Origin of the sequence: Cronobacter sp. HA18006 (assembly GCF_011605445.1) — a bacterium.
Classification (GTDB): Bacteria; Pseudomonadota; Gammaproteobacteria; order Enterobacterales; family Enterobacteriaceae; genus Cronobacter; species Cronobacter sakazakii.
In genome coordinates, this window is sequence record NZ_JAANQB010000021.1 from 129773 (window position 1) to 156272 (window position 26500).

General features: G+C 54.5%; 28 protein-coding genes. 13 read left to right on the forward strand and 15 right to left on the reverse strand.

Going from position 1 to position 26500, the window contains the following annotated elements; translation table 11 throughout:
• Positions 1-3 precede the first annotated feature (3 nt).
• The 7 genes from G9X48_RS12805 to G9X48_RS12835 all read right to left on the reverse strand — a co-directional run bounded on the left by G9X48_RS12805 (position 4) and on the right by G9X48_RS12835 (position 7572).
• Positions 4-1413, reverse strand: a complete 1410-nt coding sequence (locus G9X48_RS12805; protein WP_097641485.1) for a sucrose-6-phosphate hydrolase — start codon at positions 1411-1413, stop codon at positions 4-6.
• Entirely contained in the window at positions 1413-2783 is a 1371-nt protein-coding gene (locus tag G9X48_RS12810) for a sucrose-specific PTS transporter subunit IIBC (RefSeq protein ID WP_007780533.1), read from the reverse strand. Before G9X48_RS12810 ends, G9X48_RS12805 begins: the two co-directional genes overlap by 1 nt.
• Positions 2784-2854: 71 nt before the next feature.
• The gene (locus tag G9X48_RS12815) at positions 2855-4372 is read right to left on the reverse strand and encodes a carbohydrate porin (protein WP_097641484.1); all 1518 of its coding nucleotides are present in this window, start codon (positions 4370-4372) and stop codon (positions 2855-2857) included.
• A gap of 166 nt (positions 4373-4538) precedes the next feature.
• Entirely contained in the window at positions 4539-5462 is a 924-nt protein-coding gene (locus G9X48_RS12820; RefSeq protein ID WP_097641483.1) for an aminoimidazole riboside kinase, read from the reverse strand.
• A gap of 134 nt (positions 5463-5596) precedes the next feature.
• Positions 5597-5962 (reverse strand): DUF805 domain-containing protein, encoded by a 366-nt coding sequence (locus G9X48_RS12825; RefSeq protein ID WP_004385834.1) that lies wholly within the window; start codon positions 5960-5962, stop codon positions 5597-5599.
• A gap of 155 nt (positions 5963-6117) precedes the next feature.
• Positions 6118-7104, reverse strand: a complete 987-nt coding sequence (locus G9X48_RS12830; RefSeq protein WP_097641482.1) for a glutathione S-transferase family protein — start codon at positions 7102-7104, stop codon at positions 6118-6120.
• Positions 7105-7179: 75 nt separating this feature from the next.
• Positions 7180-7572 (reverse strand): DoxX family protein, encoded by a 393-nt coding sequence (locus tag G9X48_RS12835; protein WP_012125935.1) that lies wholly within the window; start codon positions 7570-7572, stop codon positions 7180-7182.
• A 613-nt stretch (positions 7573-8185) separates the two neighbouring features.
• Between G9X48_RS12835 and G9X48_RS12840 the strand changes: the two genes are divergently transcribed.
• From G9X48_RS12840 to G9X48_RS12885, 10 genes are all read left to right on the forward strand, one after another.
• Positions 8186-8863, forward strand: a complete 678-nt coding sequence (locus tag G9X48_RS12840) for a DUF1120 domain-containing protein (RefSeq protein WP_004385831.1) — start codon at positions 8186-8188, stop codon at positions 8861-8863.
• Positions 8864-8995: 132 nt separating this feature from the next.
• Positions 8996-9679, forward strand: a complete 684-nt coding sequence (locus G9X48_RS12845) for a DUF1120 domain-containing protein (protein ID WP_088276911.1) — start codon at positions 8996-8998, stop codon at positions 9677-9679.
• Positions 9680-9747: 68 nt separating this feature from the next.
• Positions 9748-10440, forward strand: coding sequence for a DUF1120 domain-containing protein (locus G9X48_RS12850; RefSeq protein WP_069682146.1), 693 nt, complete (start codon positions 9748-9750; stop codon positions 10438-10440).
• Positions 10441-10508: 68 nt separating this feature from the next.
• On the forward strand, positions 10509-11156 hold the full coding sequence (locus G9X48_RS12855; RefSeq protein WP_097641481.1) for a DUF1120 domain-containing protein: 648 nt from the start codon (positions 10509-10511) through the stop codon (positions 11154-11156).
• A gap of 112 nt (positions 11157-11268) precedes the next feature.
• A complete protein-coding gene (locus G9X48_RS12860; protein WP_097641480.1) occupies positions 11269-11952 on the forward strand; it encodes a DUF1120 domain-containing protein in 684 nt (227 codons plus the stop codon).
• Positions 11953-12119: 167 nt separating this feature from the next.
• Positions 12120-12821, forward strand: a complete 702-nt coding sequence (locus G9X48_RS12865; RefSeq protein WP_007854179.1) for a fimbria/pilus chaperone family protein — start codon at positions 12120-12122, stop codon at positions 12819-12821.
• A gap of 93 nt (positions 12822-12914) precedes the next feature.
• Positions 12915-15275 carry a fimbrial biogenesis outer membrane usher protein gene (locus G9X48_RS12870; protein ID WP_007866220.1) on the forward strand — a complete coding sequence of 787 codons (2361 nt, stop codon included), beginning with the start codon at positions 12915-12917 and terminating at the stop codon, positions 15273-15275.
• The gene (locus tag G9X48_RS12875; RefSeq protein ID WP_012125928.1) at positions 15266-15817 is read left to right on the forward strand and encodes a hypothetical protein; all 552 of its coding nucleotides are present in this window, start codon (positions 15266-15268) and stop codon (positions 15815-15817) included. The genes G9X48_RS12870 and G9X48_RS12875 overlap by 10 nt, the downstream gene beginning before the upstream one ends.
• A 114-nt stretch (positions 15818-15931) precedes the next feature.
• Positions 15932-16582 carry a DUF1120 domain-containing protein gene (locus tag G9X48_RS12880; protein WP_004385823.1) on the forward strand — a complete coding sequence of 217 codons (651 nt, stop codon included), beginning with the start codon at positions 15932-15934 and terminating at the stop codon, positions 16580-16582.
• Positions 16583-16601: 19 nt separating this feature from the next.
• On the forward strand, positions 16602-17252 hold the full coding sequence (locus G9X48_RS12885) for a DUF1120 domain-containing protein (RefSeq protein ID WP_097648076.1): 651 nt from the start codon (positions 16602-16604) through the stop codon (positions 17250-17252).
• Between the two features lie 124 nt (positions 17253-17376).
• On the opposite strand, the gene G9X48_RS12890 is transcribed toward G9X48_RS12885, so the two are convergent.
• From G9X48_RS12890 to G9X48_RS12925, 8 genes are all read right to left on the reverse strand, one after another.
• Positions 17377-17673, reverse strand: coding sequence for a YqjK-like family protein (locus G9X48_RS12890; protein ID WP_004385821.1), 297 nt, complete (start codon positions 17671-17673; stop codon positions 17377-17379).
• A complete protein-coding gene (locus tag G9X48_RS12895) occupies positions 17670-18068 on the reverse strand; it encodes a phage holin family protein (protein ID WP_004385820.1) in 399 nt (132 codons plus the stop codon). Before G9X48_RS12895 ends, G9X48_RS12890 begins: the two co-directional genes overlap by 4 nt.
• A 2-nt stretch (positions 18069-18070) precedes the next feature.
• Positions 18071-18373: a YqjD family protein gene (locus tag G9X48_RS12900; protein WP_004385819.1), complete on the reverse strand. Its 303-nt coding sequence runs from the start codon at positions 18371-18373 to the stop codon at positions 18071-18073.
• A gap of 35 nt (positions 18374-18408) precedes the next feature.
• Complete coding sequence (locus tag G9X48_RS12905) at positions 18409-18777, reverse strand: DUF1090 domain-containing protein (protein ID WP_007854187.1); 369 nt, start codon at positions 18775-18777, stop codon at positions 18409-18411.
• Between the two features lie 152 nt (positions 18778-18929).
• On the reverse strand, positions 18930-19313 hold the full coding sequence (mzrA, locus tag G9X48_RS12910; RefSeq protein ID WP_004385817.1) for an EnvZ/OmpR regulon moderator MzrA: 384 nt from the start codon (positions 19311-19313) through the stop codon (positions 18930-18932).
• 3 nt (positions 19314-19316) lie between these two features.
• A complete protein-coding gene (gene yqjA, locus G9X48_RS12915) occupies positions 19317-19979 on the reverse strand; it encodes a DedA family general envelope maintenance protein YqjA (protein WP_004385816.1) in 663 nt (220 codons plus the stop codon).
• Between the two features lie 315 nt (positions 19980-20294).
• A complete protein-coding gene (exuR, locus tag G9X48_RS12920) occupies positions 20295-21074 on the reverse strand; it encodes a transcriptional regulator ExuR (protein ID WP_004385815.1) in 780 nt (259 codons plus the stop codon).
• 113 nt (positions 21075-21187) lie between these two features.
• The gene (locus G9X48_RS12925; RefSeq protein ID WP_007872954.1) at positions 21188-22489 is read right to left on the reverse strand and encodes an MFS transporter; all 1302 of its coding nucleotides are present in this window, start codon (positions 22487-22489) and stop codon (positions 21188-21190) included.
• Positions 22490-22959: 470 nt separating this feature from the next.
• On the opposite strand from G9X48_RS12925, the gene uxaC reads away from it, so the two are divergent.
• The 3 genes from uxaC (at position 22960) to G9X48_RS12940 (ending at position 26491) form a co-directional block, all read left to right on the forward strand.
• Positions 22960-24372 (forward strand): glucuronate isomerase, encoded by a 1413-nt coding sequence (uxaC, locus tag G9X48_RS12930; protein WP_097641477.1) that lies wholly within the window; start codon positions 22960-22962, stop codon positions 24370-24372.
• Positions 24373-24389: 17 nt separating this feature from the next.
• Entirely contained in the window at positions 24390-25877 is a 1488-nt protein-coding gene (locus G9X48_RS12935; protein ID WP_097641476.1) for an altronate dehydratase family protein, read from the forward strand.
• A 71-nt stretch (positions 25878-25948) separates the two neighbouring features.
• On the forward strand, positions 25949-26491 hold the full coding sequence (locus G9X48_RS12940) for a YgjV family protein (protein WP_097641475.1): 543 nt from the start codon (positions 25949-25951) through the stop codon (positions 26489-26491).
• The last annotated feature ends 9 nt before the right edge of the window (positions 26492-26500 follow it).

Here is a 26500-nt window from a genome sequence, read left to right on the forward strand (position 1 = left end):
CCTTCATTCTACCATGCAGGCGCGTAACGACCAGTAGCGCAGCCGGAGATGCGCGTCGCCTTCAAAACCAAGCGTCACGTTGGCCGCCGGGAAATAGCGGCTGCTCATCACGCCTTCGCCGTCGTTAATGAATATCTCAACGCTGGAACGGTCGCACAGAATATGCAGGCGGCGGGCGTCGCCCTGCCAGTAGCGATACTGCCATTCGCCGGTGGCGAGGCTCCGGCGTGAAAGCCGCAGGCCGTCGCGCGTCCACTCAAGACGCAGGGTGGCGGCGAAATCGAGCGTGACGTCGCCCTGCGCCTCCAGCATCAGCTCCAGGCTTTCCGCCGCGAGCGGCGAGAGCGTGGCGGCCACGCCCTCCAGGCGCTGTTCCTCGCCGCGCAGCGCGGCAAGTTCGCGTACCGGCTGCTGGCTGAGTTTGCCGTCGCGAAGCGAGAGTTCGCGCGGGCAGGTCATCTGATGGATCCAGCCCTGCGCCACCGTTGGCTGCAACATCTCTTCGCCGTCCGGCACGCCCATCCAGCCGATGAGTAACCGGCGGCCATCGTCGGCGAGCGTGGTTTGCGGCGCGTAAAACTCAAAGCCGGCGTCCAGCTCTGTCAGCGTGCCGTGACGAAATTCCGGCGTGTCGTAATCGAGATCGCCGCACAGGTACGCGCTCGGATAGGTGTTGAGATAGCGCTTTTCTTCGCGCGTTACGCCCTGCGGGCAGGCGATCAGAATCGCTTTGCCGTCCAGCATGAAAAGGTCCGGGCACTCCCACATGTAACCCGACTCGCCAAGCCCGCCGAGCGTGCTGCCGGCGATCTCGCCCAGGTTTTCCCAGTTCCACAGATTGTCGGAGCGCAGCAGCAGCACTTTGCCCTGCAATTCCAGATCCTGCGCGCCCAGCACCATGTACCAGTGCTCGCCGTGACGCCAGACTTTCGGGTCGCGCACATGGCCGGTATAGCCGCCGGGCAGCGGCATCACCGGGCCGAGCTTGTCGAAACCGCCATCCGCGTTCTGCACCGCCAGACACTGCCAGGCGGTGCGGGTGCCGTCGTCAAATTTCACGTTGCCGGTATAGCAGAGCGTCAGTCGCCCGTTGTCATCCACCGCGCTGCCGGAATAACAGCCGTTTCGGTCATACTCTTCATCCGGCATCAGCGCCAGCGGCTCGTGTTGCCAGTGCGTCAGATCCGCCGAGCTCCAGTGCCCCCAGCATTTATGCTGATGCGCACAGCCCAGCGGGTTCCACTGATAAAACAGGTGGTAGCGCCCCTGAAAATGGATAAAACCGTTCGGGTCGTTCATCAGGCCCGTCACCGGGGCCAGGTGCCAGCGCGGGTAGTGGCGATCGCCAAGCGCGACCGGCTGGCCTTTCATCACAGCCTGTAAAATGGCAGGCAGCAGCGTGCGGGTGGTCATTATTCAGCGTCCGTTTTGTATTTCCACAGGTAAGAGACCGCAAAGGCGATACAGAAGGCGATCGCCATGCCGATGACATAATTCAGCAGCGAGCTGGCCTGAACAATCGCCATACCGGGAATCCCGGTCAGGCCGACCGCCGTCATGCCGACATGGGTGGAGACAACCCACGCGCCGCCCGCCGCACCGCCGATAAGCCCGGAGATAAACGGCTTCACGAAGCGCAGGTTGACCCCGAAAATGGCCGCCTCGGTAATGCCGAGCAGCGCCGAAAAACCCGACGGCAGCGTAATGGCTTTGACTTTGGCATCTTTGGTTTTAAACCACACCGCCAGACACGCGCCGCCCTGCGCCACGTTCGCCATCGCCCAGATGGGCAGCAGGAAATTAACGCCAATAGACGGGTTGCCAAGCAGCCCGGCTTCAATCGCATGGAAGCTGTGATGCACGCCGGTAATTACAATCACCGAGTAAAGCCCGCCGAACAGCAGCCCCGCGAGCCAGCCCGCGTGGGTAATCAGCGTGCTTAACACCAGCGAGATACCGTCGCCCAGCGCGCGGCCCGCCGGGCCAATCACCAGCAGCGCCACGAAACCGGAAATAATCACGGTAAAGAAGGGGGTCAGGATCAGATCCAGCGCGTCCGGGATAATCCGGCGCAGCTGTTTTTCCAGAATACTCATAAACCACACCGCCAGCAGGACCGGGAAAACCGTGCCCTGGTAGCCAATCATCGCGACTTCTATCCCGAAGAAATTCATGGTGTGGAAGCCTGCGGCCACGCCCCAGGCGTTGGTGAGCGCCGGGTGGGTGAGGATGCCGCCAAGCGTCGCGCCCAGATACGGGTTGCCGCCAAATTCCCGCGCGGCGGTAAAACCAATCAGGATAGGGAGAATGATAAACGCCGCCGAGCTGCACATATCCAGCATGATATAGAGCGCGTTATCCGGGCTGACCCAGCCATAGGTTTTCACCATGCCGAGCAGGCCCATCAGCAGGCCGGACGCCACAATCGCCGGAATGATCGGCACAAAGATATTAGAGAGCAGGCGGGCGATGCGCTGGAACGGGTTCAGCTTGCGTGCCGCCACGCTTGCGGCTTCCGATTTGCTCGATTCGCTGATCCCGGCGACTGTGATAAACGCGGCATAGACTTTATTGACCACGCCCGTGCCGAAAATAATTTGCAGCTGGCCTGCGTTGCGAAAACAGCCTTTCACGCCCTCGACATTGCCGATGGCGGCGGTGTCGGCTTTGGCGTCATCTACCAGCACCAGCCGCAGGCGCGTGGCGCAGTGGGCGGCGCTGGCGATATTCTCTTTGCCGCCGAGCAGCGGCAGGAGCGAGCGGGCAATCTGTTCAAAATCCATAACAACCTCAGTCTTGTGGTTTTTTATGTTGTCAGCAATACGCAGGCCCCCGCGCAGCAGGGGCCGTTTTATCAGAACCAGGTTTCCATCTGTACGCCGAAGTTCCATTCGCCGCCGGCGGTAAAGCCGGTGCTGCCGAAGGCATCATTACTGGCGTAGTTATCCAGGCGATGATCCCAGTCCATCCAGGTGGCGAACAGGCGCAGTTCAGGACGCTTGAGGAATTCGCCCACGTCGCCCGCTTTCAGCGTCGGCGCAAAGGTCAGCTTATAGAAGTTGCCGCTGACCGCGTTGCGGTCGTTGTAACCTTTCGGGCGCAGATCCATGTACTGATAGCTGCCCTCATACTGCAGCTCAAAGTTCTGGTTAATCTCCTGAATGAGGCGCAGGTTGGCGGTCGCCCACTGGTAGCTGTCGCCTTTGACGTAGCGATCTTTACTGCTCTGCGCCAGCACTGCCGGTGCGATATGCCAGCCACCGCCGAGCGGTGTCATGCCGTAGGTCGCGAGACGCCAGGTATCGGCCTGCGGCAGCAGCGCGCCATCGGAGCCGATGGATTTCACTTCCGCGCCCAGGCCATGGCCATACAGCAGTGCGGTTTTCGAGGAGCCGTCGCTCAGACCGTAGAAGCTGTCGTTATGCAGGCCGAGCAGCGCATGCACGCCATCTTCCGCCGCGTCTTTCTTCACGCGATTACCCTCGATATCCACGCGGTCTTCGTTATCTTTGGCACGCATCCCGCTCACCATCAGCTGTACCGGCCCGACGTAGTTATTAAGCGTCAGGATATAGTTCTGCGCGGTGTTTTCGCTGTTCTCGATATCGCCGAAGGTGCGGCCATACAGCGAGAAGTTACTGCGGGCGTTATCGCTCCAGCGCATGTCGTAGATACCCGCACCCGTACCGGCGAGGAACACCACGTCGGAGTCAATCCAGTGGATATCGAAGTTATCACGATCGAAGCGTTTACCGGCCCAGACGGTGGCATCTTTAAACGCGCCGGTGAAGGTTGGCAGGTGACCGAGTTCGGTAAACGCCTGGCGCACGTTGAGATCGCTGGTGGAAGCCGTCCAGTCGTTATAGCTGCGCTGACCGTCAGCGACCATCACTTTAAAGCGCGTGGTGGCGCCGTTCGCCAGCGTCTGTTTGTGCTCCAGGTTCATCTCAAGGTAAGTGTCCGGCTCATTGCCGAGACGCCCGACGTGACCGCCGGTTTCACCTGCTGGCGTAAAGGACGGGCCGCCCTGCGTTTTCGCGGCGGAATCGTTCATCAGCAGGCCCGAGCGGGCGTAGCCGTGGAATTCAAACCCGCTGTTATCCGCCGTTTGCGTGGAGGGCTGCGGTGCAGGTTGCGCGGCGACAGGCTGAACCGGCGGCTGCGCTTTTTGCTGCGCGGCAAGCGCCTGTGCCTGACGCTCTGCGGCTTCAGCGCGGGTTTCCGCCGCGCTGGCGCGCTGTTCAGCCGCCTGAAGACGTTGTTCCAGCGCGGCGAGACGCGCCTCAATGCTGGACATATCGCTGTCGGCAAAGGCGGCGGGAGTACCGGCCATTAAGCCAAGGGTAAGGGCAAGCGTACTTTTTTTAATCATGGTATGGCATCCCTGAGAAGGCGTTATCATCATTATGCAGACTTGCTAAACCGGTTTAGGCGGCAATCATAATCACGGCTTATTTTTACTGGCAATGAAATTAGCTAAACCGGTTTAGTGATTGTGATGAGGTTCGCAAAACGAGCCGCGGCAGCGGCTCAGAGGATCAGGCGAGGTGTGGTTGTAGATCGATAAGGCGGGGCAGGGCGGTCATCGCGCCTTTGGCAGTGGTCGCGAGCGCGCCGCAGGCCTGGGCTGCAGCAATCACGGGCGCAAGCTGAGCGACGGTCTGTGGCAGGCCTTGCGCGGCAAGGCTCCAGAGCATCCCGGCAACGAAAGCGTCGCCCGCGCCGGTGGTATCGACGCACTCGACCGGCACCGCCGGGTAGTGGTGGTGTTCGCCGTTAAAGCAGGCATCGACGCCTTCTGCGCCGCGGGTGATCAGCAGCAGCGGGATCGCGTGGCGGCGTGCCAGCGCCAGGGCGCTTTCTTCGTCATCCGCTCCGGCAATAAACGCCAGCTCTTGCAGTGAGAGTTTCACCACATCTGCCAGTGCCAGCGCGCGCTCAATGCATTCACGCAGCTGCGCGGTATCCGGCCAGAGATCTTCACGGATATTCGGATCGAAACTGACAAACCCGCCCGCACGCTTAATGCGCGCCATCGCCTCAAAGGCAGTATCGCGCGACGGCTGGGCGCACAGCGCAATCGAGCAGACGTGCAGCCACTCGCCAGCGCCGAACGGCGGTAAGTCGTCGGCGGTAAGAAACAGATCGGCGGACGGGCGCACCATAAAGGTAAACGAGCGTTCACCGCGGTCATCCAGTGCCACCACTACCGTCGAGGTGCGGTGCGCCGGGTCCTGATGCATGGCGCAGGTATCGACATTTTCCTCTTTCAGCGTCTGCGTCATAAATGCCCCAAACGGGTCGTGCCCGACGCGACCGATAAATCCGCTCGCGCCGCCAAGCCGCGCCACGCCGACCACGACGTTGGCAGGGGCACCGCCAGGGCATTGCAGTAAACGGCCGTGGCCGTCGGGCAGCAGATCCACCACGGCATCTCCAAGCGCCCATACTTTTGCTGACATGCGTATCTCCTTCGATTCATCCTGCGCTAAACAATAGTTAAACCGGTTTAGCTAATCAACACTCTTTATGCGCTTAGGGGGCGGCGATGTGGAAGAAGAGCAGAAACGTGCCGCGCCGGAACGCGGCCAGAGGATCAGTGATGATGTTTCGGGTCTGGGCCGAAGCGGTTTTCGCCGTGGGTGCCTTCCTGGGTGTTGAAGGCAAGGATCATCAGCCAGCCGATAACCGGGATCAGCAGGACGAACAGCCACCGCGCGGTGCGGTCTGTATCATGCAGGCGGCGGAACTGTACCGCCAGCGCGGGCAGCAACACGGCCAGCCCATAAATCAGCGTGAGCAGCCCTTGTTCGCCGATAACGCGCAGCCCAAGTATGGTATCGAGCGCCACCATGACGCCCGCCAGAATGAGATTTACCAGGGTGAACATCCAGTACTCTTTACGACGCGCCCGGCCGGTAAACCCGAGGTAATTTCTAAACGCTTTTATGTACCAGTACATCTGTTCTCGCCTCCCTTGCCATCAATCACTTGTTTTTAAAGCGATCGCTTAACTAAATGCTAGCTGTCGGAAAGGGAAACGGCCTGAGGGAAAATGCAAAGTGTGAGCGCCGTCGGAACGGCGCATTTTTCAGAAGAGGCTTAGGGCGAAGCGGATTAGCGGAAGCGCTCATCGCGCCCGTGCGGCTCATTAAGATCCTGCCAAGGGCCGATGGAGATAATACCGGTCGGGTTAATGGTTTTGTGGCTGCAAAAATAGTGGTGGCGGATATGCCCGAAATCCACGGTTTCCGCGATGCCCGGCATCTGGTAAATCTCGCGCAGGAAGCCATGCAGGTTCAGATAATCGCTGATGCGATGCTTGTCGCATTTGAAATGCGTCACGTAGACCGGGTCAAAACGCACAAGCGTCGTCCACAGGCGAATATCGGCTTCGGTGAGCTGGTCGCCTGCGAGATAACGCTGCTGACCGAGGATCTGCTCAAGCCGGGACAGCGAGGCGAACACCTGTTCCACCGCTTCGTCATACGCCTGCTGGCTGGTGGCGAAGCCCGCTTTATAGACGCCGTTATTCACCGTGTCGTAAATCCAGCCGTTCAGCTCGTCGATTTCTGCGCGCAGGGCCTGCGGATAGTAATCGCCCGCACGTGCGCCGAGTGCGTCAAAGGCGCTATTGAACATACGAATGATATCGGCGGATTCGTTACTGACGATGGTCTGACGCTCTTTATCCCACAGCACCGGCACGGTGACGCGCCCGGTGTAGTGCGGATCGGCCTGGAGATAAAGCTGATAGAGAAAATCGTGCTGATACAGTGTGTCGCCGGTCGCTGCCGGGAAATCGTCGCCGAAGGTCCAGCCGTTTTCCAGCATCAGCGGGTGCACGACCGAGACGGAGATAAACGACTCCAGCCCTTTCAGCGCGCGCAGAATTAACGTGCGGTGCGCCCACGGGCAGGCGAGTGAGACGTAAAGATGGTAGCGATCTTTCTGCGCCGTAAAGCCGCCTTCGCCTGTCGGGCCTGGTTCGCCGTCCGGAGTGACCCAGTTGCGGTACGCCGCCGAGGAGCGCTTAAAGCGGCCGCCGGTGGATGTGGTGTCATACCAGGTGTCGTGCCAGACGCCGTCAATCAGTTGTCCCATGATGCTCTCCTGTCAGAATGCTTTCCTCAGTATGGCAAAAAGGCAGGCGGTGAGGGCCGCCTGCCGTGAAATCAGTTACCAGTTTTTCTTCAGCAGACGATCCAGGCTGTACGCGCCAGGACCCATCAGCGCCAGCAGCAGATAGCCACCCGCGATAGAAAAGTTCTTCATAAACATAATCGAGTTAACGCCTTCCGCGAAGTTACTGTGGAACAGGAATGCGGTGAGCAGCGTAAACACAGCGGTAATCAGCGCCGTGGTACGGGTCAGAAAACCGAAGAGAATCGCCAGACCGCCGCCGAACTCAAGCAGGATAACCAGCGGCAGAATAAAGCCCGGCACGCCCATCGCTTCCATATACTGCTGCGTGCCCGCATAGCCGGTAATTTTGCCAAAGCCGGAGACGATAAACAGAATCGGCATCAGAATACGTGCCACCAGTACGCCAACATCTTCGAATTTTTTCATTTTACTCTCCAGAAATCCCGCTTCATCACGCAAGGGTAATTGTCTTTAAAAGGTTGCATTCCGCGGGGTTATCCGCGTTCCGCCGTTGATGGAAAGCATCATAGGGTGGGCGTAGTGGGAATGTAAGCAAGGAAAACTGGCAGATTTGTTCAAAAATTTTGATTTCAGTGTAAAGCGATCACGTTTTGGATAGCTTTATTATTTAACAAGATTAACCACAAATTGATAACGATAAATTAAGATAACTCCTTCAGTATTTCTAAAGGAATAATTTAGATGTAATTACTTTATAAATATAAAGTCGACAATTATTATTTCTATGAATTCATAAAAAGAAATCTTTTTTTAGAAAACTATGACCATCTTGGGGTTTAAAGTCTTTTTATTAAGAGATGTCTTAAATAAGACAGACTTTTTTATGACTTCAATAGGTGTGTGTCGGTAAAATATCATTCATTGATCGTTTAAAGTGATCAATTGAAAGCGATGAATTTACAGACTTTCATCTGTTTTTTTGATGCACATCGTAAACTACCTGTTTACGATAATTTAACCCTAGTAGCTTTCTTGTCCGGCACGTCTCTGTACCGGGAACTAAATAATGGATGGAATAATGAAAAAGACTCTTCTGGCGGTCGTGCTGGCTGGTATCACATGTCATGCAATGGCGGCGGATTCAACGGATTTAACAGTTAAAGGAGTACTGGTTAATGCTGCATGTACACCAACCCTGGATAAAAGCGAAGTGAACTTCGGTCATATTCCTGTAGCCAGTCTTGATGCGACCAATGCAAACCAGCTGGGCTCCAAAGACGTCACGCTGACTATCACTTGCGATAGCGCCATGGTGATGGGCTGGACTACCGTCGATGGCCGTACCGATTCCCTGCAGTCGCTGAGCCTTACCAGCGCTGGCGCGGACGACAGCAGCGTGGCGGATGCCACTACAGAGTATGGTCTGGGTAAAGCGGGCACCGTCAACATGGGCGCGTATGCTATTGCCGCTAAAACGACGGGCGTCACTTATGACGGCACCGCGGGTGATCTGCTGGAAGCCGATAATGTCGGTAACGGCAATGCGACGGCCTGGAAGAAAAGCACTACGGGCGTAACGAAACCGGGTGCGCGTACTTTTACCACCGCAGTGACTGGCGAAGTCGCGCCGAAAGCGTTCAAAGTGGGCGTATTCCCGCTGAAAGTGACCGCTGCGGTACAGGGTACCGATATTCTGAAGATTACCGACGATACTGACCTGGATGGTCTGGCGACGATTTCGCTTAGCTATATCTAATCCAAAAGCTGGCGGATAAATACAGATGTTAAACCGCAATGTATTGTCCTAAGGGTAAATACTTTAAAAACGCCAGAATACCCTGGCGTTTTCTAAGGCTGTATTAATACGTAATAGGCAAGGAAATTAACAGTGTTTAATAAGACATTATTAATTGGGGCTGGCCTGATGGCAATGGTTAGCGCAGCGCACGCAACCGACTCTACGGATTTAAAAGTCACCGGTAAACTAATTAATGGATCCTGCACGCCATCACTGGAAAATGGGGGCGTGGTCGATTTTGGTAATATTCCGTTGGGCAATCTTAATACCACGCAAACTAACCAGCTAGGTACGAAGACAACTCATCTGAGCATCCAGTGCACCAATGCGATGCAGGTGGCCTGGGTGATAACTGATAACCACAATGATTCGGTTGCCAGTGTTGATATTTCTGATGCTCAGGGAACAGTCACGCAAGCTAATCAAAAGTTTGGTTTGGGGAAAACGCTCGATAACATCAATCTCGGTGCCTGGTTTGTGCGTGTAAGCGGCGTTCAGCAATACGATGGTATTAATGGAGACACGTTATATATTGACGGTATTCAAAATTATGTACCTGATAGCGCCTGGGCAACGACAACTTCAGGTGTACCTTATAACGATGGGAGCCGGGGTTATACGCTAGGCGAAAAAGGAACAAAAGAGCCGGCCGCTGCAACTCTCTTTTCTTATACATTAAATATTTCTGCTGCTATTCAGGGCACCGATACGCTAGCTATTAGCGATAAAACGAACCTTGACGGAGCAGCCACAATTTCTCTGGTTTATCTGTAAGGTAATGCCGCGTCATTTTATTAATGCCGCACATCGTCATGCCATTTACGGCGTTTATGGAGTAAACAATGTTTAATAAAGCGATTTTGACAAGCGCCGTAATCATGGCGCTGGCAGGCACTGCTCAGGCAGCGGATTCGGTTGATCTTAATGTGAAAGGTACGCTGGTGAATGGCAGCTGTACGCCATCGCTGGAAAATGGTGGCGTGGTTGATTTTGGGCATATTCCGCTGGGTAATCTTTCTAAAACCGACACCAATCGCCTGGGGCAAAAAAACATTGTATTGACGATTACTTGCGATACTGAAATGCCTGTGGCTTTCGACGTAAAGGATAACCGTAGCGAGTCTACCGTTGATCTGACCGTTAACAATGCGTTTTATGATGGCAGTAGCTGTAGCGCGTCCTTAAATAAATTTGGTCTGGGAAAAACCGCAGAGAATGTAAACATTGGCGCTTACTGCGTAGGTGTCAACGTTCCTGAAGCGACTATCGATGGCACGTCTGGCGATGTCATTTATAAAAACCTGGGTAATGCCGCAAATGATTGGAGCAAAACGGGAGATGGGTCTGTGCGTAACTTTTCCCCTAATGACCGTTATTTGACGATTGCTGACGCGGGTACCGTTATTCCTAAAGCGGGTAAAAACTTTACTTTCCCGTTAATCGTGACCGCTGCTATTCAGGGCACGGATGTCCTTGCGATTACAGATAACACCAACCTGGATGGCTCTGCCACTATTTCCCTGGTGTATATCTAAATAATGACTGCGCCATTTATGAGTGGCGCAATTGTATCAATCTGTTGTTAGTGTTTATGGAAAAAACCATGATTAACAAAATAGTTCTGGCAGGCGTCGTAATGACAGCGCTGGCAGGTGCTGCGCATGCGGCAGATTCTGTCGAGCTAAAAGTAAAAGGTACGCTGGTCAACGCCGCGTGCGATATTTCACTCGATAAAAATGAGATTAACGTAGGCACCATTCCGGTAAAAAATTTGACGTATAGCGAAAGCGAAAATGCTTACTGGACGCAGCACTATGGTGCAACGCTGTCGATTACCTGTGGCGCGGCGATGCCTGTTGCCTTTATGACAACGGATAATAATCCGGATTCCAGAATTTCGGTGAATAGCGCGGTCGGTGTTTTTGGCCTGGGTAAAACCGAGGCGGGTGACAATATAGGTGTCTACACGGTTTTTGCTAACAAGAAACCGGCGTCGGTCAACGGTGAAGAGGCCTCGGTGCTTTATTCTACCAATAGCGGCTCTACCTGGAATGGCGGCACTACCGGGCTGACTGCATCGCCTAATGATTATTATACCGTGGCGAAAAAAGGCGCATCCACGCCTGAGCCGCTGACCACGGCGACAATTCCGCTGGATGTTCAGGTAGCGTTCTCAAAAGCGATGGCAGACAAAATTAGCGACTCACAGGCTTTTTCTGGTTCAACAACCTTTACGTTGAGATATATCTAAAAGCGGGATGTGATTCAATTTCGCTGTAGTCATTATTAAATTAACAGACGCGCAGTTAAATTGCGCGTCTGTTAGCCTGCTCGCTATGTCATATTATCGCAGAGGGAAAAACATGTTCAAATTTATTACGCTGCTGGCGGGCTTTTTGTCTGTGCTATCCGGCGTGTCATATGCCAGCGATAGCGTGGATCTTAAAGTTACCGCGACGCTTGAGGCGGCAGCCTGTACACCCACATTATCCGATGGCGGCGAAGCGAAATTTGGCCATATCCCGGTGGGAAATTTAAGTGAAACGCAAACGAATCAGTTAGGCTCCCGGTTTCTGACGTTAACTATTGCCTGTTCTGAATCTACGCCCGTTGGCTGGTTTATTACGGATAATAAAAAAGACAGTGTGCAGGCGCTAACTATCACAAATCCAAAATTTAATGGCGAAGATTTATCCGATGCCAGTTACGAGTTTGGCTTAGGAAAGACGGCTGCGGGCGTGAATATCGGGGCTTACGCCATTTATGTCGATAAAAGTAACGTAACAGCGGATGGCAATAAAATCAGCATGTTATATAAGCCAGGGTCTGGCAGTTGGTATGCTTCGGGGGCGGGTGAAATCAAAAACGACAGCAGCTATATCTATGCCGCAGAAGCGAGCGGAGCAACGGATGCCACTATCGTCAGCGCTCAGACCTTTGTCTGGCCTTTAAAGATCACTGCTGCCGTTCAGGCCACCAATACGCTGAACATTAGCGATGACACCTCACTCACTGGCTCTGCAACGATCACGGTAATGTATCTGTAATCTGCTGTTTTTGATGGGCTTAATTAATAAATATCATGAATGAATAAAGCTTAAAGCGTATTTAAATTTTCTGAAATTGTGGCGGCGACACAATCCGGTAATCATGTCAGCAACTTAAGCGGGACGTGCTGAGCGTCTTTGGGTTTAATATTACATAAAGGTGATTCATGAAACTGCAAAAAGGCTTGTTCTTATTATCCATCGTCGCAATGGCGCTTGGCCACGCCGCTACTTCTCAGGCAGCCGGAATGGTACCTGAAACGTCGTTGTTAATTATTAATGAAGCCGATCAGGGCGGCAGTATTAATATTAAAAATACCGATGATAAACCAGAGTTGCTGTATACCAATATTGTTGACCTGCCTGACGATAAAGAAGGCCATCTGGTCGTCACTCAACCGGTAATTCGTGTCGAAGGCGGACAAACACAGCATTTGCGTTTTATTCTCCAGACCGCCTCGCCGATGAAAACGGAACATCTCAAACGTGTTACGTTTGAAGGTATTCCTCAAAAAATGCCAGGCAAAAATAAAGTTGGTTTTAATATTCGTCAGGATATTCCTGTGCTTATTCATCCAGCGAATCTGCCAGTGGTAAAAGATGCCTGGACTCTGCTGGAATGGAGTGCGAGCGGGAATAATGTGACCGTTAAAAACCCAAGCCCGTATGTCGTACGCCTGGCGCCACAGATTGAATTGCTGCCAGGGCATGTGCCAGCGTTGCTGAAGAAAAGCTATATTCTGCCGGGCGAATCTATCACCGTGGCAGCCAAAAGTAGCGCTTCAGGAAATAACCAGGTGCGATTTGTTCCTGCAAGCCGTTACGGTATTCAGGTTGAAAGTTACAACGCGCCATTAAATAACCATTAATTTCTACTCTGAGTTTAGAAGATGCCTATTCGCATTAAGCGGGTTTCCGCTCTTGTCAGCCTTTGTCTGGCTCAGGCGGCGTTTTGCCCTTTGATGGCCCTAGGCCAGGAGGCGCAATTCGATATGGATATATTAAAAAACCGTGGACTGGACACAACGCTTGGTAATTATTTTGCCGACGCAGCGAAATTCCTCCCAGGACGCAGACCGGTTTCATTAACCATTAACGGTAAAGAAAAAGGTACGGTAACGGCCCGTTTCGGCGATAAAGGGCAACTTTGTGTCGACCGCGCTTTTTTACAGAGCGCGGGGTTACAGGTGCCGTCTGCATTGCGGGGCGATAAAACGGATGAGTCCGGTTGTTATGATTATCAGAAAGATTATCCGTCTACGGTTATCACGCCGTTGCCTGGTGAAGAAAGCCTCTCCATCGTTGTGCCGCAGGAGGCATTATCTAACGATATCGTGATGCCGGAAAATATGACGCATGGCGGTACGGCCGCGATGCTGAACTATTCGCTGATTTCATCACAGTATCGCTACGGAGATGGCTCAAGCCGCTACGATCAATTGTCGCTTGAGAACGGTTTTAACTTTCATGACTGGCTGTTGCGCAGCCGTCAGTCGCTTTCACGCACTGACGGCAACACGCAAAACGATGTGCTCTATACCTACGTTCAGCATACGTTCGAAAGTAAGAAAACTTTAATGCAGGCGGGGCAGATCAACATCAGCAATACGCTGTTTTCCGGCGCGTCGATAAGTGGCGTGCAGTTTATTCCGGAGAGCAGTCTTGCTGGTACATCTGGCAGTGGCGTGACGGTAACCGGCATGGCGCACTCGGCGCAGGCGCGCGTAGAGATTAAGCAGAATGGTCGCGTCATTCACTCCACGCTGGTTCCCGCCGGGCCGTTTACGCTTGATGACGTTCAGGTGATTTCTGGTACGTCGCCGCTTGATGTCACAGTGACTGAAACCGACGGCTCACAAAGCCATTACACCATCGCCGCCGACGCGCTGCGTGGTAATACGCTTTCGCGTCCGCAGGGTTTGGCCATCGCGATGGGACGCACGCGAGACAAAGGCGATAACGATCGCCAGCCCTGGCTTGCGACCGTATCAGACGGATGGCACCTGAAGCCGTGGATGAATCTGAGCGCTGGCGCAATGACCGCGCAGCAGTATAACGCACTGGCGACGCAGCTTGATGTTCAGGCGCTGCCTGGCCTGATGGCTTCCGCAACCCTGCGTGCATCGCAGGATAGCTACGGCGATAACAAAGGGCACAGCACGACGCTTAATATTGGTTATAGCGCGGCGAATAACCTGTCATTCTCCGCGTCCGCCACGCGTTACAGCGAGGGCTATCGTGAATTAACCGATACGCTGGATGACGATTTCAGCCAGTACGCGGGGCAATACAGTGTGAACACGTCGTGGAGCCACCCGTGGTTAGGCTCTTTCTCGTTGGGTTATAGCCTCGATAAAGGGGCGGATGGCGATCGTGATTCCCGTTATGTCAATGCCTCCTGGGGGAAAACCTTCCGCTGGGCGACCGTATCCGTGAACTGGCAAAACTTGCTTAATCCGGCTCACGATGACAGCCATCGCGATAACCAGAACTATGGCGACATGCTGTACGTCAATGTCTCTGTACCGTTGGGCTCTCAGCGTATTTCGGCCTATACCCACCAGCGTGATGACGAAACGCGCAACGGCCTGAACCTCTCCGGGGATCTTTCCCGTAATACCTATTATTCCGTCTCCGTGGAGCGGGATAAGGAAGAAAGCCAAAACAGCTTTAACGGCTCGGTGAACAGCAACCTGCACTACACCCAGCTCGGTCTGAGCGCCGGCAAAGATGGCACGGACAACACCAATACCAGCGTAACGCTCAATGGCGGCATCGTAGCGCACAGCAACGGCGTGACGTTCTCGCCGTATGCCATCCAGGACACGTTTGGTATCGCTTCCGTTAACGATCACGTCAGCGGCGTTGAGATTGAAACGCCGGATGGTCCGGTCTGGACTGACCATTGGGGGCAGGCGGTCGTGCCTTCGCTGCCGGCGTATCAGCCTGCGCGGGTCGAAATGAACACAGAAACGTTGCCGAAAAATATCGATGTGAACAACGGCATCTCGATGGCGGCTGCCGGACATGGCGCGGTGAGCAATATTAGCTTCAGCGTGCTGAATGTTCGTCGCGCCATGCTGAATGTCACGATGAGTGATGGTCGCCCCGTACCGAAGAACGGCACGCTGGTTGATGGTGAAGGCAACTATGTGACCACGGTTGTTGATGACGGACTGGTATTCCTTAATGACGTCGACAGCATCAAGTCATTGATTCTTGTGAACGAAGACGGGCAGCGCCAGTGCGAGATCCATTATCACCTGGCGGAAAAAGGGCATCAGAACGAGCTCTATGAACAAACGAAAGGGGTATGTCAGTGAAACGGTTAACCGGCGCGCTTATTTTCGGGCTCTTTTGCGCAGGGCTCGCCCACGCGGAGTGCCAGCTTACGCTTTCCCGCCCGGAGTTGAATTACGGCAAGGTGCATGAAAAAGATTTTTCAGGCCAACATAAACGCTGGAAAACGCTGCATGAGCGGGAAGTGCGGATCACCGCGCTTTGCGACGCGCCGACCAAAATGGCCATTTTCGGGCAGGGCGGGGCGAATGATGACGGGTTCCGCATGGCGTCTGACAGCCTGATGCTGGTGAAAGCCTCGGATGCTTCGCTCGACGGAAAACCGGTGCTGCTGGGTAAAACTCACAGCCATTCGGCGTTTGTTCCCGAAGGCAGCGGCAGCGATAAAAAACTCTGGCGCGATAACGAAGGCCTGCTGCCCATGAGCGGTGCGGGCGTGGCGGAAGGGAAAGAATTTTCGATGACCCTGACGATACTCCCGGCATTAAGCACGCGCGATACGCAAGTCACCGATAAAACGACGCTGGAAAGTAACCTGCATTTTACGGTCGAAACCCAGCAGTAATACACCATCCCCGCCTTGCTGTGAAGATACACAGTAACGGGGAATGACGGAGCTACGGAGACGGTTGCCCGCCAGAGTATCGGGGATATTGACTTTTTATTAAGGAACATACAGATGAAAAAACTTGCATTAGCCAGTGCACTATTAATGGCTGCGGGTATGAATGTTTATGCCAGCGACAGCGTCGATTTAAAAGTGACCGGCACGCTGACATTAACCGCCTGTAATCCAACGTTTGAAAATGGTGGCGTGATTAATCTTGGTCATATTCCTATTGGTAATATGACCACTACCGATAATGACAAGGCCTATGAGGCTGTTTCTGTCCAGCATAAGAAAGTGGATTTAACCATTACCTGTACTGCAGACACTGCGCTTGGTTTTACCATTACGGATAATAAAGAAGGCACCATTCCTGCTTCATTGGTTTCGGACTACGGCGGTGCTTATGGTTTTGGTAATACAGCAGATAACAAAGCCATTGGCTTATACCAACTGTACGAGAACGCAGAAACTATCGACGGTGCGGCTGCTTCTCTGATTTATTCTACAAACGGTGGCGAAGGCTGGAGCAAGGCCCGCGCATTGAACCATATTAATGTTATCTATTCTTTTGCCAATAAGGATGAAGTTGTTCCTAAGAGCGGCAAAGAATTTACATTAAAATTTGATACAGCTTATTACTTTGAAAAGTCTGTTGTAGAAAGCGTAGTAGATGAAATGGATTTCCAGGGCTCGGCAACGTTCTCTCTGGTTTATCTGTAATTTTATTAAGGAGTAAAAAATGAAAAAGTTAGTCTTAGCCAGTGCGCTGATGATGGCTTTTGGTATGAATGCCTATGCCAGCGACAGTGTCGATTTAAAAGTAACGGGCACGCTGACATTAACCGCCTGTAATCCGACGTTTGAAAATGGTGGCGTGATTGATCTTGGTCATATTCCTATTGGCAATATGACCACCACAGATAATGATAAAGCCTATGAAGCGATTTCTGTTCAGCATAAGAAAATAGATTTAACCATTACCTGTACTGCAGACACGGCGGTTGGTTTTACCATTACCGATAATAAAGAAGGCACCATTCCTGCTTCATTGGTTTCGGATTACGGCGGTGCTTATGGTTTTGGTAATACAGCAGATAACAAAGCCATTGGCTTATACCAACTGTACGAGAACGCAGAAACTATCGACGGTGCGGCTGCTTCTCTGATTTATTCTACAAACGGTGGCGAAGGCTGGAGCAAGGCCCGCGCATTGAACCATATTAATATTATCTATTCTTTTGCCAATAAGGATGAGGTTGTTCCTAAGAGCGGCAAAGAATTTACATTAAAATTAGACACGACTTACTATTTTGAGAAAACAGTTGTAGAAAGCGTGACAGATCAACTGGATTTCCAGGGCTCGGCAACGTTCTCTCTGGTTTACCTGTAATCAACGGTATTTGCCAGTCGCTCTGCGCATGCTGGCCTGTGATGACTACACAAAATAAAACACCCTGTCGTCTTTAGCGCGGCAGGGTGTTTTACGTTTAGCGCGGCCAGAAACTGCGAACCATTCAGGGGAGCGGATGTTTCATGGTGGTTTTAATCAACCGCCAGGTGCTCCACGCGGCGAAACCGCGTTTAGCCCAGCGCAGCAGGAAATTAGGGTTCCTGATGCTCCAGATAGCCATCGCGCTACTGCCGACCAGCGCCCAGGAGCGCAGGCTCAGCAACGTGTTCCAGCCGCGGTCATAAGAGCCGGTTGCGGCAAGCCAGTCGCGACGACTCGCGGCCATATCCAGCCGCTGCTGCTGGATTTGACTGAGCAGCAGCGCTTTGCGCCTTTCGCGCTCGGCTTTGCTCATGCTCATGACTTGTCATCCTCCAGCAACTGACGATCGTTAGACAGCTCATGACGCGTGTGACGCAGCAGCGTCGACTGGCGCGATTTCCTGAGCGTCCAGATGCCGCCAATCAGCGCCAGCACAAACAGCGTGACGGTCGTGCCAATCATGACGTTAAGGCGATACTGCGGATCGACTGCCCAGATAAGCAGCACCATCAGACTCATCAGTCCAAAGGCGGCAAACAGCATCGTCAGGCCAGTCATCAGCAGCAGCTGAAAGAGATTCGCTTTCTCCTCTTCCAGCTCCACGACAGCGAGCCGTAAACGGGTTTCCACCATCTCTACAAGCACGGTGACGATACGTTGTCCGATGCCGAGAACGCTTTTACCCGGCCCTTGCGCGTGACGAGGCTCCGTCATAATCAGCGCCGCGTCAGGAGCACGCCCAGCACGACGCCAATGGCCGCACCAATACCCACGCCGGTCCACGGATTTTCACGCACATAATCTTCGGCACGCGCCGCGGCTTCGCGGGTCTGTTTGGCAATCACATCACCGGTTTCGGTTAAGTGATAACGGGTGTCTTTCAGCGCGCGCTCTGCTTTATTGCGCAGTTTGCTCATCTCTTCCTTCGATTTGTCCCCGGAGGCGGTCAGCACCTCTTCCAGCGTATCGGCAAGCGATTTCAACTCAGCGCGCAGGTGGTCGGTATTTTCTTTTGACATAATGCTCTCCTGATAAGTGAGGGTTATCCATAAGCTCAGTAATCTTGAGCTTTCAGCGCCTTAAGCTCTTGCTCGGCTTCTGCGAGCTTGTGGCGACGTTTGGCAATTTTTTCAGCATCGCCTTTCTGCGACGCTTCATGCAATTCGGCGCGGCGCTCGGCCACTTCCGCCTGTTTCTTCGCCACTTTCTGCCGGTGCTCGGCGAGCACATCGCCGTCACGGCAGTTGGCTCGTACCTGACTTAGCGCTTTTTTCAGCCCGTCGATGCGCCCCTGATTATGGTGCTGCTCGGCGTAGCGGATCTCCTTTTCAATCTCCTGCGCTTTTTCTTCGCAAGGGGAGGCGGCAAGCGCTGCGGCATTCCAGGAAAAAAGGGCTAAGGCCAGTACTGTGCGGTAATTCATGATTAAACCTTCCATTGTGTTGCGTAAGGCCACAGGCGATACGCGATTCCGGTTGTGTTGCGCGGACAGAACAATGGGTTGCGCTTACTCAAGCATAGTAAGTAATAACGCAAACCCCAAAGTCCGTGAAAAGATTCAGATTCCTGGAAGGGTTAACCCAGGCGTTGAATGTCATGACGCAGGCGAGTGAGCCAGGCGGGGGTGAGGCTTTTTTCTTCCTGCTGGGCGATAACAAAACCGCGCGGCAGCGAGCGATAGAGCACTTTGCGGGCTGCTTCGCTCTGATCGCTGGTATCGAACTTGATAAGCAGAATGTCATCCTGCGGCGTAATGCTTTTAAAACGGATACCGTTGGCATCGAGATGGTGCCAGACGGAAAAACCATCCGGGATAGTCGCACCCTGCGACACCGCGCGTATCTCAAGCGTGGTTTCATGTTTTTGTAGCGCGGCCCAGCAAAGCAGCATGGCGGCCAGCAGCGCGCCTGCCGAAAGCATTAGCGTAAGACGACGAGAAAGCGCGCGTGTGAAAGCCATCCTTTAGCTCCGGTTTCCATGTTTTTTCTTCCATAACACCACGAGCGATCCTATCAGGCCGATAACCAGCAGCACGACCGGCAGCAGCATCAGACAGGACATCAGGGCGTCTTCATATTTAAGAAACACCGGCGTTTTGCCAAGTAAATAGCCAAGCGTGGTGAGAATGACGACCCAAAGCAGGCCGCTCATCCAGTTAAAGAACTGGAAACGGGCGTTATTGAGGCCAGAAAGCCCGGCGATGGTCGGCAGCAGCGTACGCACAAAGGCGATAAAGCGGCCCAGCAGCAGCGCGGACAACCCATGTTTATGAAACAGATGATGCGCCCGCTGATGGTAATGCGCGGGCAGATGCGACAGCCAGTTCTGTACGATGCGCGTATTGCCGAGCCAGCGCCCCTGGATATAGCTCACCCAGCAGCCGAGGCTTGCGGCCGCGGTCAGCAGCAGCACCGTTTGCGGATACCCCAGCGCGCCTTTGGCGATAAGCACGCCCACCAGCACCAGAAGGCTGTCGCCCGGCAGAAACGCGGCGGGCAGCAGGCCGTTTTCCAGAAACAGGATCATAAACAGCACAAAATAGAGCATGCCAATCATGCCGGGGTTGGCCAGCGTTTCGAAGTCCTGGCTCCAGAGCGCAGTAAGTAATTGTGTCAAAAGTTCCATTCAGTGATCCTGGCACATCGGTTAAAGCCAATGGGGTAGAACAGATAGCATTGCGACATTTCTGCGGTATGAAGGACGTCAACAGCGCTCTGTGCGTTCCTGGCGCTGGCACGGCTCCGTGTGCAATGAGAGAAGTAAGCAAGCGCTAACTTTTCACCAGGAAATGCGTCTAATTGTAACAAAGCTCTGCCTGATGCGTCACAGAAATCGTGCTTTGTTGAAGGTTGATTTTGCTTTCCGGGAATAAGGCTGGCGAGGGTATTTACACACGCTGACACTATATATGGTTTGCTTACCCTCGCGGTAAGAAGAGTATTACTTTCCGCCGTTTGCCGCCGCGTCGAGATGGACCACCGGATTTTCGGCAAAAAGATAGCGGTCGGCGTTAAATTCAAAGTCGTCGCTGGTTTCGTTAAACAGCATCTGTTTGGTGTTCTCCAGGTGCTGCCACATGGCGAGCTTCGCCCCGTGTGGATCTTTGCGAATCAGTGCCTTAAGGATTTTGTCGTGATCGTCGCACCAGTTATCGACGGTACGCGCGTCGATATGCTCATGCAGCTTTTTCCAGTACGGGTTATGCACGCGCTGGGTCCACATTTTTTCGACTATCGCGGCAAGCGCGCTGTTTTGCGTGGCGAGTGCGACCTGCACGTGAAACTGTAAATCCCATTCGGAGTCGCGGAAGAATTTCTCGTTGCGCGCTTTCTCCTGAATTTCCATCAGTTTAATGATGTCTTGCTTGGTTACCTGGGTGGCGGCGAACTCGGCGATATTACTCTCGATAAGCTGGCGGGCCTGTAGCAGCTCGAAGGGGCCGTAGCTTGCGAATTCATATTCCTGCTCAGGGGCCGGGGCGTGATGTTTTGCCTGGTTGGCGATGACATGGATACCGGAACCTTTGCGCACTTCAACATAGCCTTCGACTTCCAGCATGATGATGGCTTCACGCACGACCGTGCGGCTGACGTTTTTCTCGTCGGCGATAAAGCGCTCGGCAGGGAGCTTTTCTCCCACCTGGTAAACGCCTTCTTCAATGCGTTGCTTAAGCTCAGCGGCCAGTTGTTGATACAGACGGCGCGGTTCTGCGATTTCCATGTATGACTCCAGTGAACACAATACTGCTTAGATTTGTTATACCACTTTTCGGGGGAGCCCTCCACTCGACGCCCATGAAAAAGCCGCCCGCAGGCGGCTTTCAGGATAAGCGATCAGTGTTGTGTGACGGGCGCGCCACTTCGCGTCTCTCGCTCCAGTTCGCTGGCCGGTTTGTTTTTCAGCACCGTCCAGATAACCAGCGCGCCCAGCAGGTCGAACACGGCCAGCACAGCGAACAGCGGGCTGAAGCCAATGGTGTCGGCCAGCGCGCCGACCACCAGAGCGAACAGCGTGCTCGCGGTCCAGGCCGCCATACCAGTCAGGCCGTTGGCGGTCGCCACTTCATTACGACCAAACACATCAGAGGAGAGCGTAATCAGCGCGCCGGAGAGCGACTGGTGCGCGAACCCGCCGATGCACAGCAGGGCAATCGCCACATAGGGGCTGGTGAACAGGCCAATCATGCCAGGGCCAATCATCAGTACCGCGCCCAGCGTCACCACCATTTTACGGGAAACGATAAGATTCACGCCAAACCAGCGCTGGAACAGCGGTGGCAGATAACCGCCGACGATACAGCCGAGATCCGCGAACAGCATCGGCATCCAGGCGAACATCGCGATCTCTTTCAGGTTAAAGCCGTACACTTTGAACATAAACAGCGGGATCCAGGCGTTAAACGTACCCCAGGCCGGTTCCGCCAGAAAGCGCGGCAGCGCGATGCCCCAGAACTGACGGGTGCGCAGGATCTGCCACGGCGACATTTTTTTACCGTTATTGGTCTGATGCTGCGCCTCCTGGCCGCCAATAATGTAATCGCGTTCTTCTTCGGTCAGTTTTTTCTGGTCGCGCGGATGTTTGTAGAAAATCAGCCAGGCCATCGCCCAGGCGAAGCTCAGCACGCCGGAAATAATAAACGCCAGTTCCCAGCTATGCATGACAATAGCCCATACCACCAGCGGCGGGGCTATCATGGCACCGATAGACGAGCCCACGTTGAAATAGCCTACGGCGATGGAACGCTCTTTCGCCGGGAACCACTCGGAGCTGGCTTTAAGACCCGCCGGGATCATCGCCGCTTCCGCAGCACCCACGGCGCCACGTGCCAGCGCCAGGCCGCCCCAGCTGCCTGCCAGCGCCGTTGCGCCGCAGAACACCGCCCATGTCACGGCAAAGAAGGCGTAACCGATTTTCGTGCCGAGAATATCCAGCACGTAGCCTGCCACCGGCTGCATGACGGTATAAGCCGCGGAATAGGCGGCGATAATATAAGAATATTGCTGGGTGGAGATGTGCAACTCTTCCATCAGGGTGGGCGCTGCGGCCGCTACGGTGTTACGGGTCAGGTAGCCCAGCACGGTGCCCAGCGTCACCAGCGCAATCATGTACCATCGTAACCCTTTAATTTTACGCATTGGAAACCTCATCGTTTAATCGTTCGCCGCGCAGGCAGGCATGTTGCCAGGCTTGCGCGATGCTCATTCAGTAACGGGAGGCGCGCCGGAGGTCTTGTCGGTGCCGTCCACGCCCTGCCATACCGTGTTTATGGGACAGGCCGGTATCCGTTCCGGCTGATGGGGTGAATCACACCCTCTAAAACATTCCGTGGGTTTATATGTTGCGACGGCAGAACGATAACTTGTCATACAGCTTTAAAAGTTGAATGCCATCACAAAAGCATTTTTATTTGTAAGGTTACGTCAGGGGCGACACGAAGCCAGACGTGGCGCGGGCTGGCGCGGCGTTTACTTCGGAACGGGGTGATTATTTGTGTGCTTTTATTGATCTGACTCACGAAAATAGCTTCGGTCGCTGGAAATTGGTGTGATAACTTTGACAGCATCATGCTAACGCATCTGAAATACTGGCTCAGAGGAAGCATAAAATGACCCCGTTCATGACCGAAGATTTCCTGCTCGACACCGAATTCGCCCGCCGCCTGTACCACGACTACGGTAAAGACCAGCCGATTTTCGACTATCACTGCCACCTTCCGCCGCAGCAGATTGCCGAAAATTACCGCTTTAAAAACCTGTATGACATCTGGCTGAAAGGCGACCACTACAAATGGCGCGCGATGCGCACCAACGGCGTGCCGGAGCGTTTGTGTACCGGCGATGCGAGCGACCGCGAGAAGTTTGACGCGTGGGCGGCGACCGTGCCGCATACCATCGGCAACCCGCTGTACCACTGGACGCATCTGGAGCTGCGCCGTCCGTTTGGCATTACCGGCAAACTGCTGTCGCCGAAAACCGCGGATGAGATCTGGAACCAGTGCAACGATCTGCTGGCGCAGGATGCGTTCAGCGCCCGCGGCATCATGCAGCAGATGAATGTCAAAATGGTGGGCACCACCGACGATCCGATCGATTCCCTGGAGCATCACGCGACCATCGCGAAAGACAGCGCCTTCACCGTCAAAGTGCTGCCGAGCTGGCGCCCGGACAAAGCCTTCAACATTGAACAGCCGACCTTTGCCGACTACATGGCGAAGCTTGCGGAAGTCTCCGATACCGATATCCGCCGCTTTAGCGATCTGCAAACGGCGCTGACCAAACGTCTGGATCACTTTGCGGCTCACGGCTGTAAAGTGTCGGATCACGCGCTGGATGTGGTGCTGTTTGCCGAGGCGAGCGAAAGTGAGCTTGATGGCATTCTGGCGCGCCGTCTGGCGGGCGAGGCGCTCAGCAGCCATGAAATCGCGCAGTTCAAAACGGCGGTGCTGGTCTGGCTTGGCGCAGAATACGCGCGTCGCGGCTGGGTGCAGCAGTACCACATCGGCGCGCTGCGTAATAACAACCAGCGCCAGTTCAGACTGCTCGGGCCGGATGTCGGTTTCGACTCCATCAACGACCGCCCGCTCGCGGAAGAGCTTTCAAAATTGCTCAGCAAACAGAACGAAGAAAATCTGCTGCCGAAAACCATTCTCTACTGTCTGAACCCGCGCGATAACGAAGTGCTGGGCACTATGATCGGCAACTTCCAGGGCGAAGGGATGCCAGGCAAGATGCAGTTCGGCTCCGGCTGGTGGTTTAACGATCAGAAAGACGGCATGGAACGTCAGATGACCCAGCTCGCGCAGCTCGGCCTGCTGAGCCGTTTTGTGGGGATGCTGACCGACAGCCGCAGCTTCCTCTCTTATACCCGTCATGAATACTTCCGCCGCATTCTGTGCCAGATGATTGGCCGCTGGGTGGAAGCCGGCGAAGCGCCGGGGGATATCGATCTGTTAGGCGAGATGGTCAAAAACATCTGCTTTAACAACGCCCGCGACTACTTCGCCATTGAACTCCACTAAGGCCCTTTGAGGTTGATATGCAATACATCAGGATCCATTCGCAGGATAACGTTGCGGTAGCGCTGGCGGATCTGCCTGAAGGCACGGTGATCGCCATTGACGGGCTGTCCGTCATGCTGTTGCAGCCGGTGGCGCGCGGGCATAAGTTCGCACTGCGCGCCATCGCTCAGGGAGAGAACGTGGTGAAATATGGCCTGCCGATAGGCCATGCGCTGGCGGATATCGCGCCGGGCGAACATATTCACTCCCACAATACCCGCACCAATCTCAGCGATCTGGATGAGTACAGCTATCAACCCGAAGCGCCGTTTACCGGCGAGCAGATGGGCGATCGCGAGGTGCAGATCTACCGTCGCGCCAGCGGCGAGGTGGGGATCCGCAATGAACTCTGGATCCTGCCGACCGTCGGCTGTGTCAACGGGATCGCGCGCCAGATCCAGAACCGTTTCCTGAAAGAGACGAACGACGCCGAAGGCACCGACGGCGTGTTTCTCTTCAGCCACACCTACGGCTGCTCGCAGCTCGGCGATGACCACATCAACACCCGCACCATGCTGCAAAACATGGTGCGCCACCCGAACGCCGGGGCGGTGTTGGTGATTGGTCTTGGCTGTGAGAACAACCAGGTGGACGCGTTTCGCGAGACGCTCGGCGATTTCGACCCGGCACGCGTACATTTTATGGTGTGCCAGCATCAGGATGATGAAGTGGAAGCGGGGCTTGAGCATCTGCACGCGCTTTATGACGTCATGCGCCACGACAAACGCGAGCCGGGCAAACTCAGCGAGCTGAAATTCGGGCTGGAGTGTGGCGGTTCAGACGGGCTTTCCGGTATTACCGCCAACCCGATGCTTGGCCGTTTCTCGGATTATGTCATCGCCAACGGCGGCACCACGGTACTGACCGAAGTGCCGGAGATGTTTGGCGCAGAGCGCATTCTCATGAGCCACTGCCGCGACGAAGCGACGTTTGAAAAAACCGTCACCATGGTGAACGACTTCAAACAGTACTTCATCGCGCACAATCAGCCGATTTACGAAAACCCGTCGCCGGGCAACAAAGCGGGCGGCATCACCACGCTTGAAGAGAAATCGCTCGGCTGCACGCAGAAAGCGGGCGCAAGCCAGGTTGTCGACGTGCTGCGCTATGGCGAGCGCCTGCATACGCCTGGCCTTAACCTGCTGAGCGCGCCGGGTAACGACGCTGTCGCCACCAGCGCGCTGGCGGGCGCGGGCTGCCATATGGTGCTGTTCAGCACCGGGCGCGGCACGCCCTACGGCGGTTTCGTACCGACGGTGAAAATCGCCACCAACAGCGAGCTGGCAGCGAAAAAACCGCACTGGATAGACTTCGACGCCGGTCAGCTGCTGCACGGCACCGCGATGCCGCAACTGCTGGAAATGTTTGTCGATAAGATTGTGGAAATCGCCTCCGGCAAACAGACCTGCAATGAGAAAAACGATTTCCGCGAGCTGGCCATCTTTAAGAGCGGCGTGACGCTGTAGGCCCCGGACAACGTCATCATCAGACGGCGTTTCATTTATGAAGCGCCGTTTCTTTTTGAGAGGGACGCTTTATGACCGCGTATTGGCTGGCCCAGGGCGTTGGGGTCATCGCCTTTCTGATTGGCATCACCACCTTTTTCAACCGCGACGAGCGGCGCTTTAAGCTGCAACTGGCGCTTTACAGCGCCGTCATCGGCGGGCACTTTTTCCTGATGGGCGCGACGCCTGCGGGCATGAGCGCGGAGCTCAACGCGCTGCGCACGGTGATTTCGCTACGCACCCGCAGCCTGTGGATTATGACGCTGTTTATCGTGCTCACGCTGGCGCTCGGGCTGGTGAAGCTGCATCACGCCATTGAGCTGCTACCGATTATCGGCACCGTCGCCAGCACCTGGGCGCTGTTTCGCTGCACGGGGCTTACCACCCGCTGCGTGATGTGGTGCTCCACCGCCTGCTGGGTCACGCATAATTTCTGGATTGGCTCGATAGGCGGGACGCTGATTGAAGGCAGTTTTCTCATCATCAACGGGTATAACATTCTTCGTTTCTGGCGGATGCAACAACGCGGCATCGATCCGTTTAAGGTCGAAAAAGAGATAGTGCAGAAGCGATAAAAAACGGCG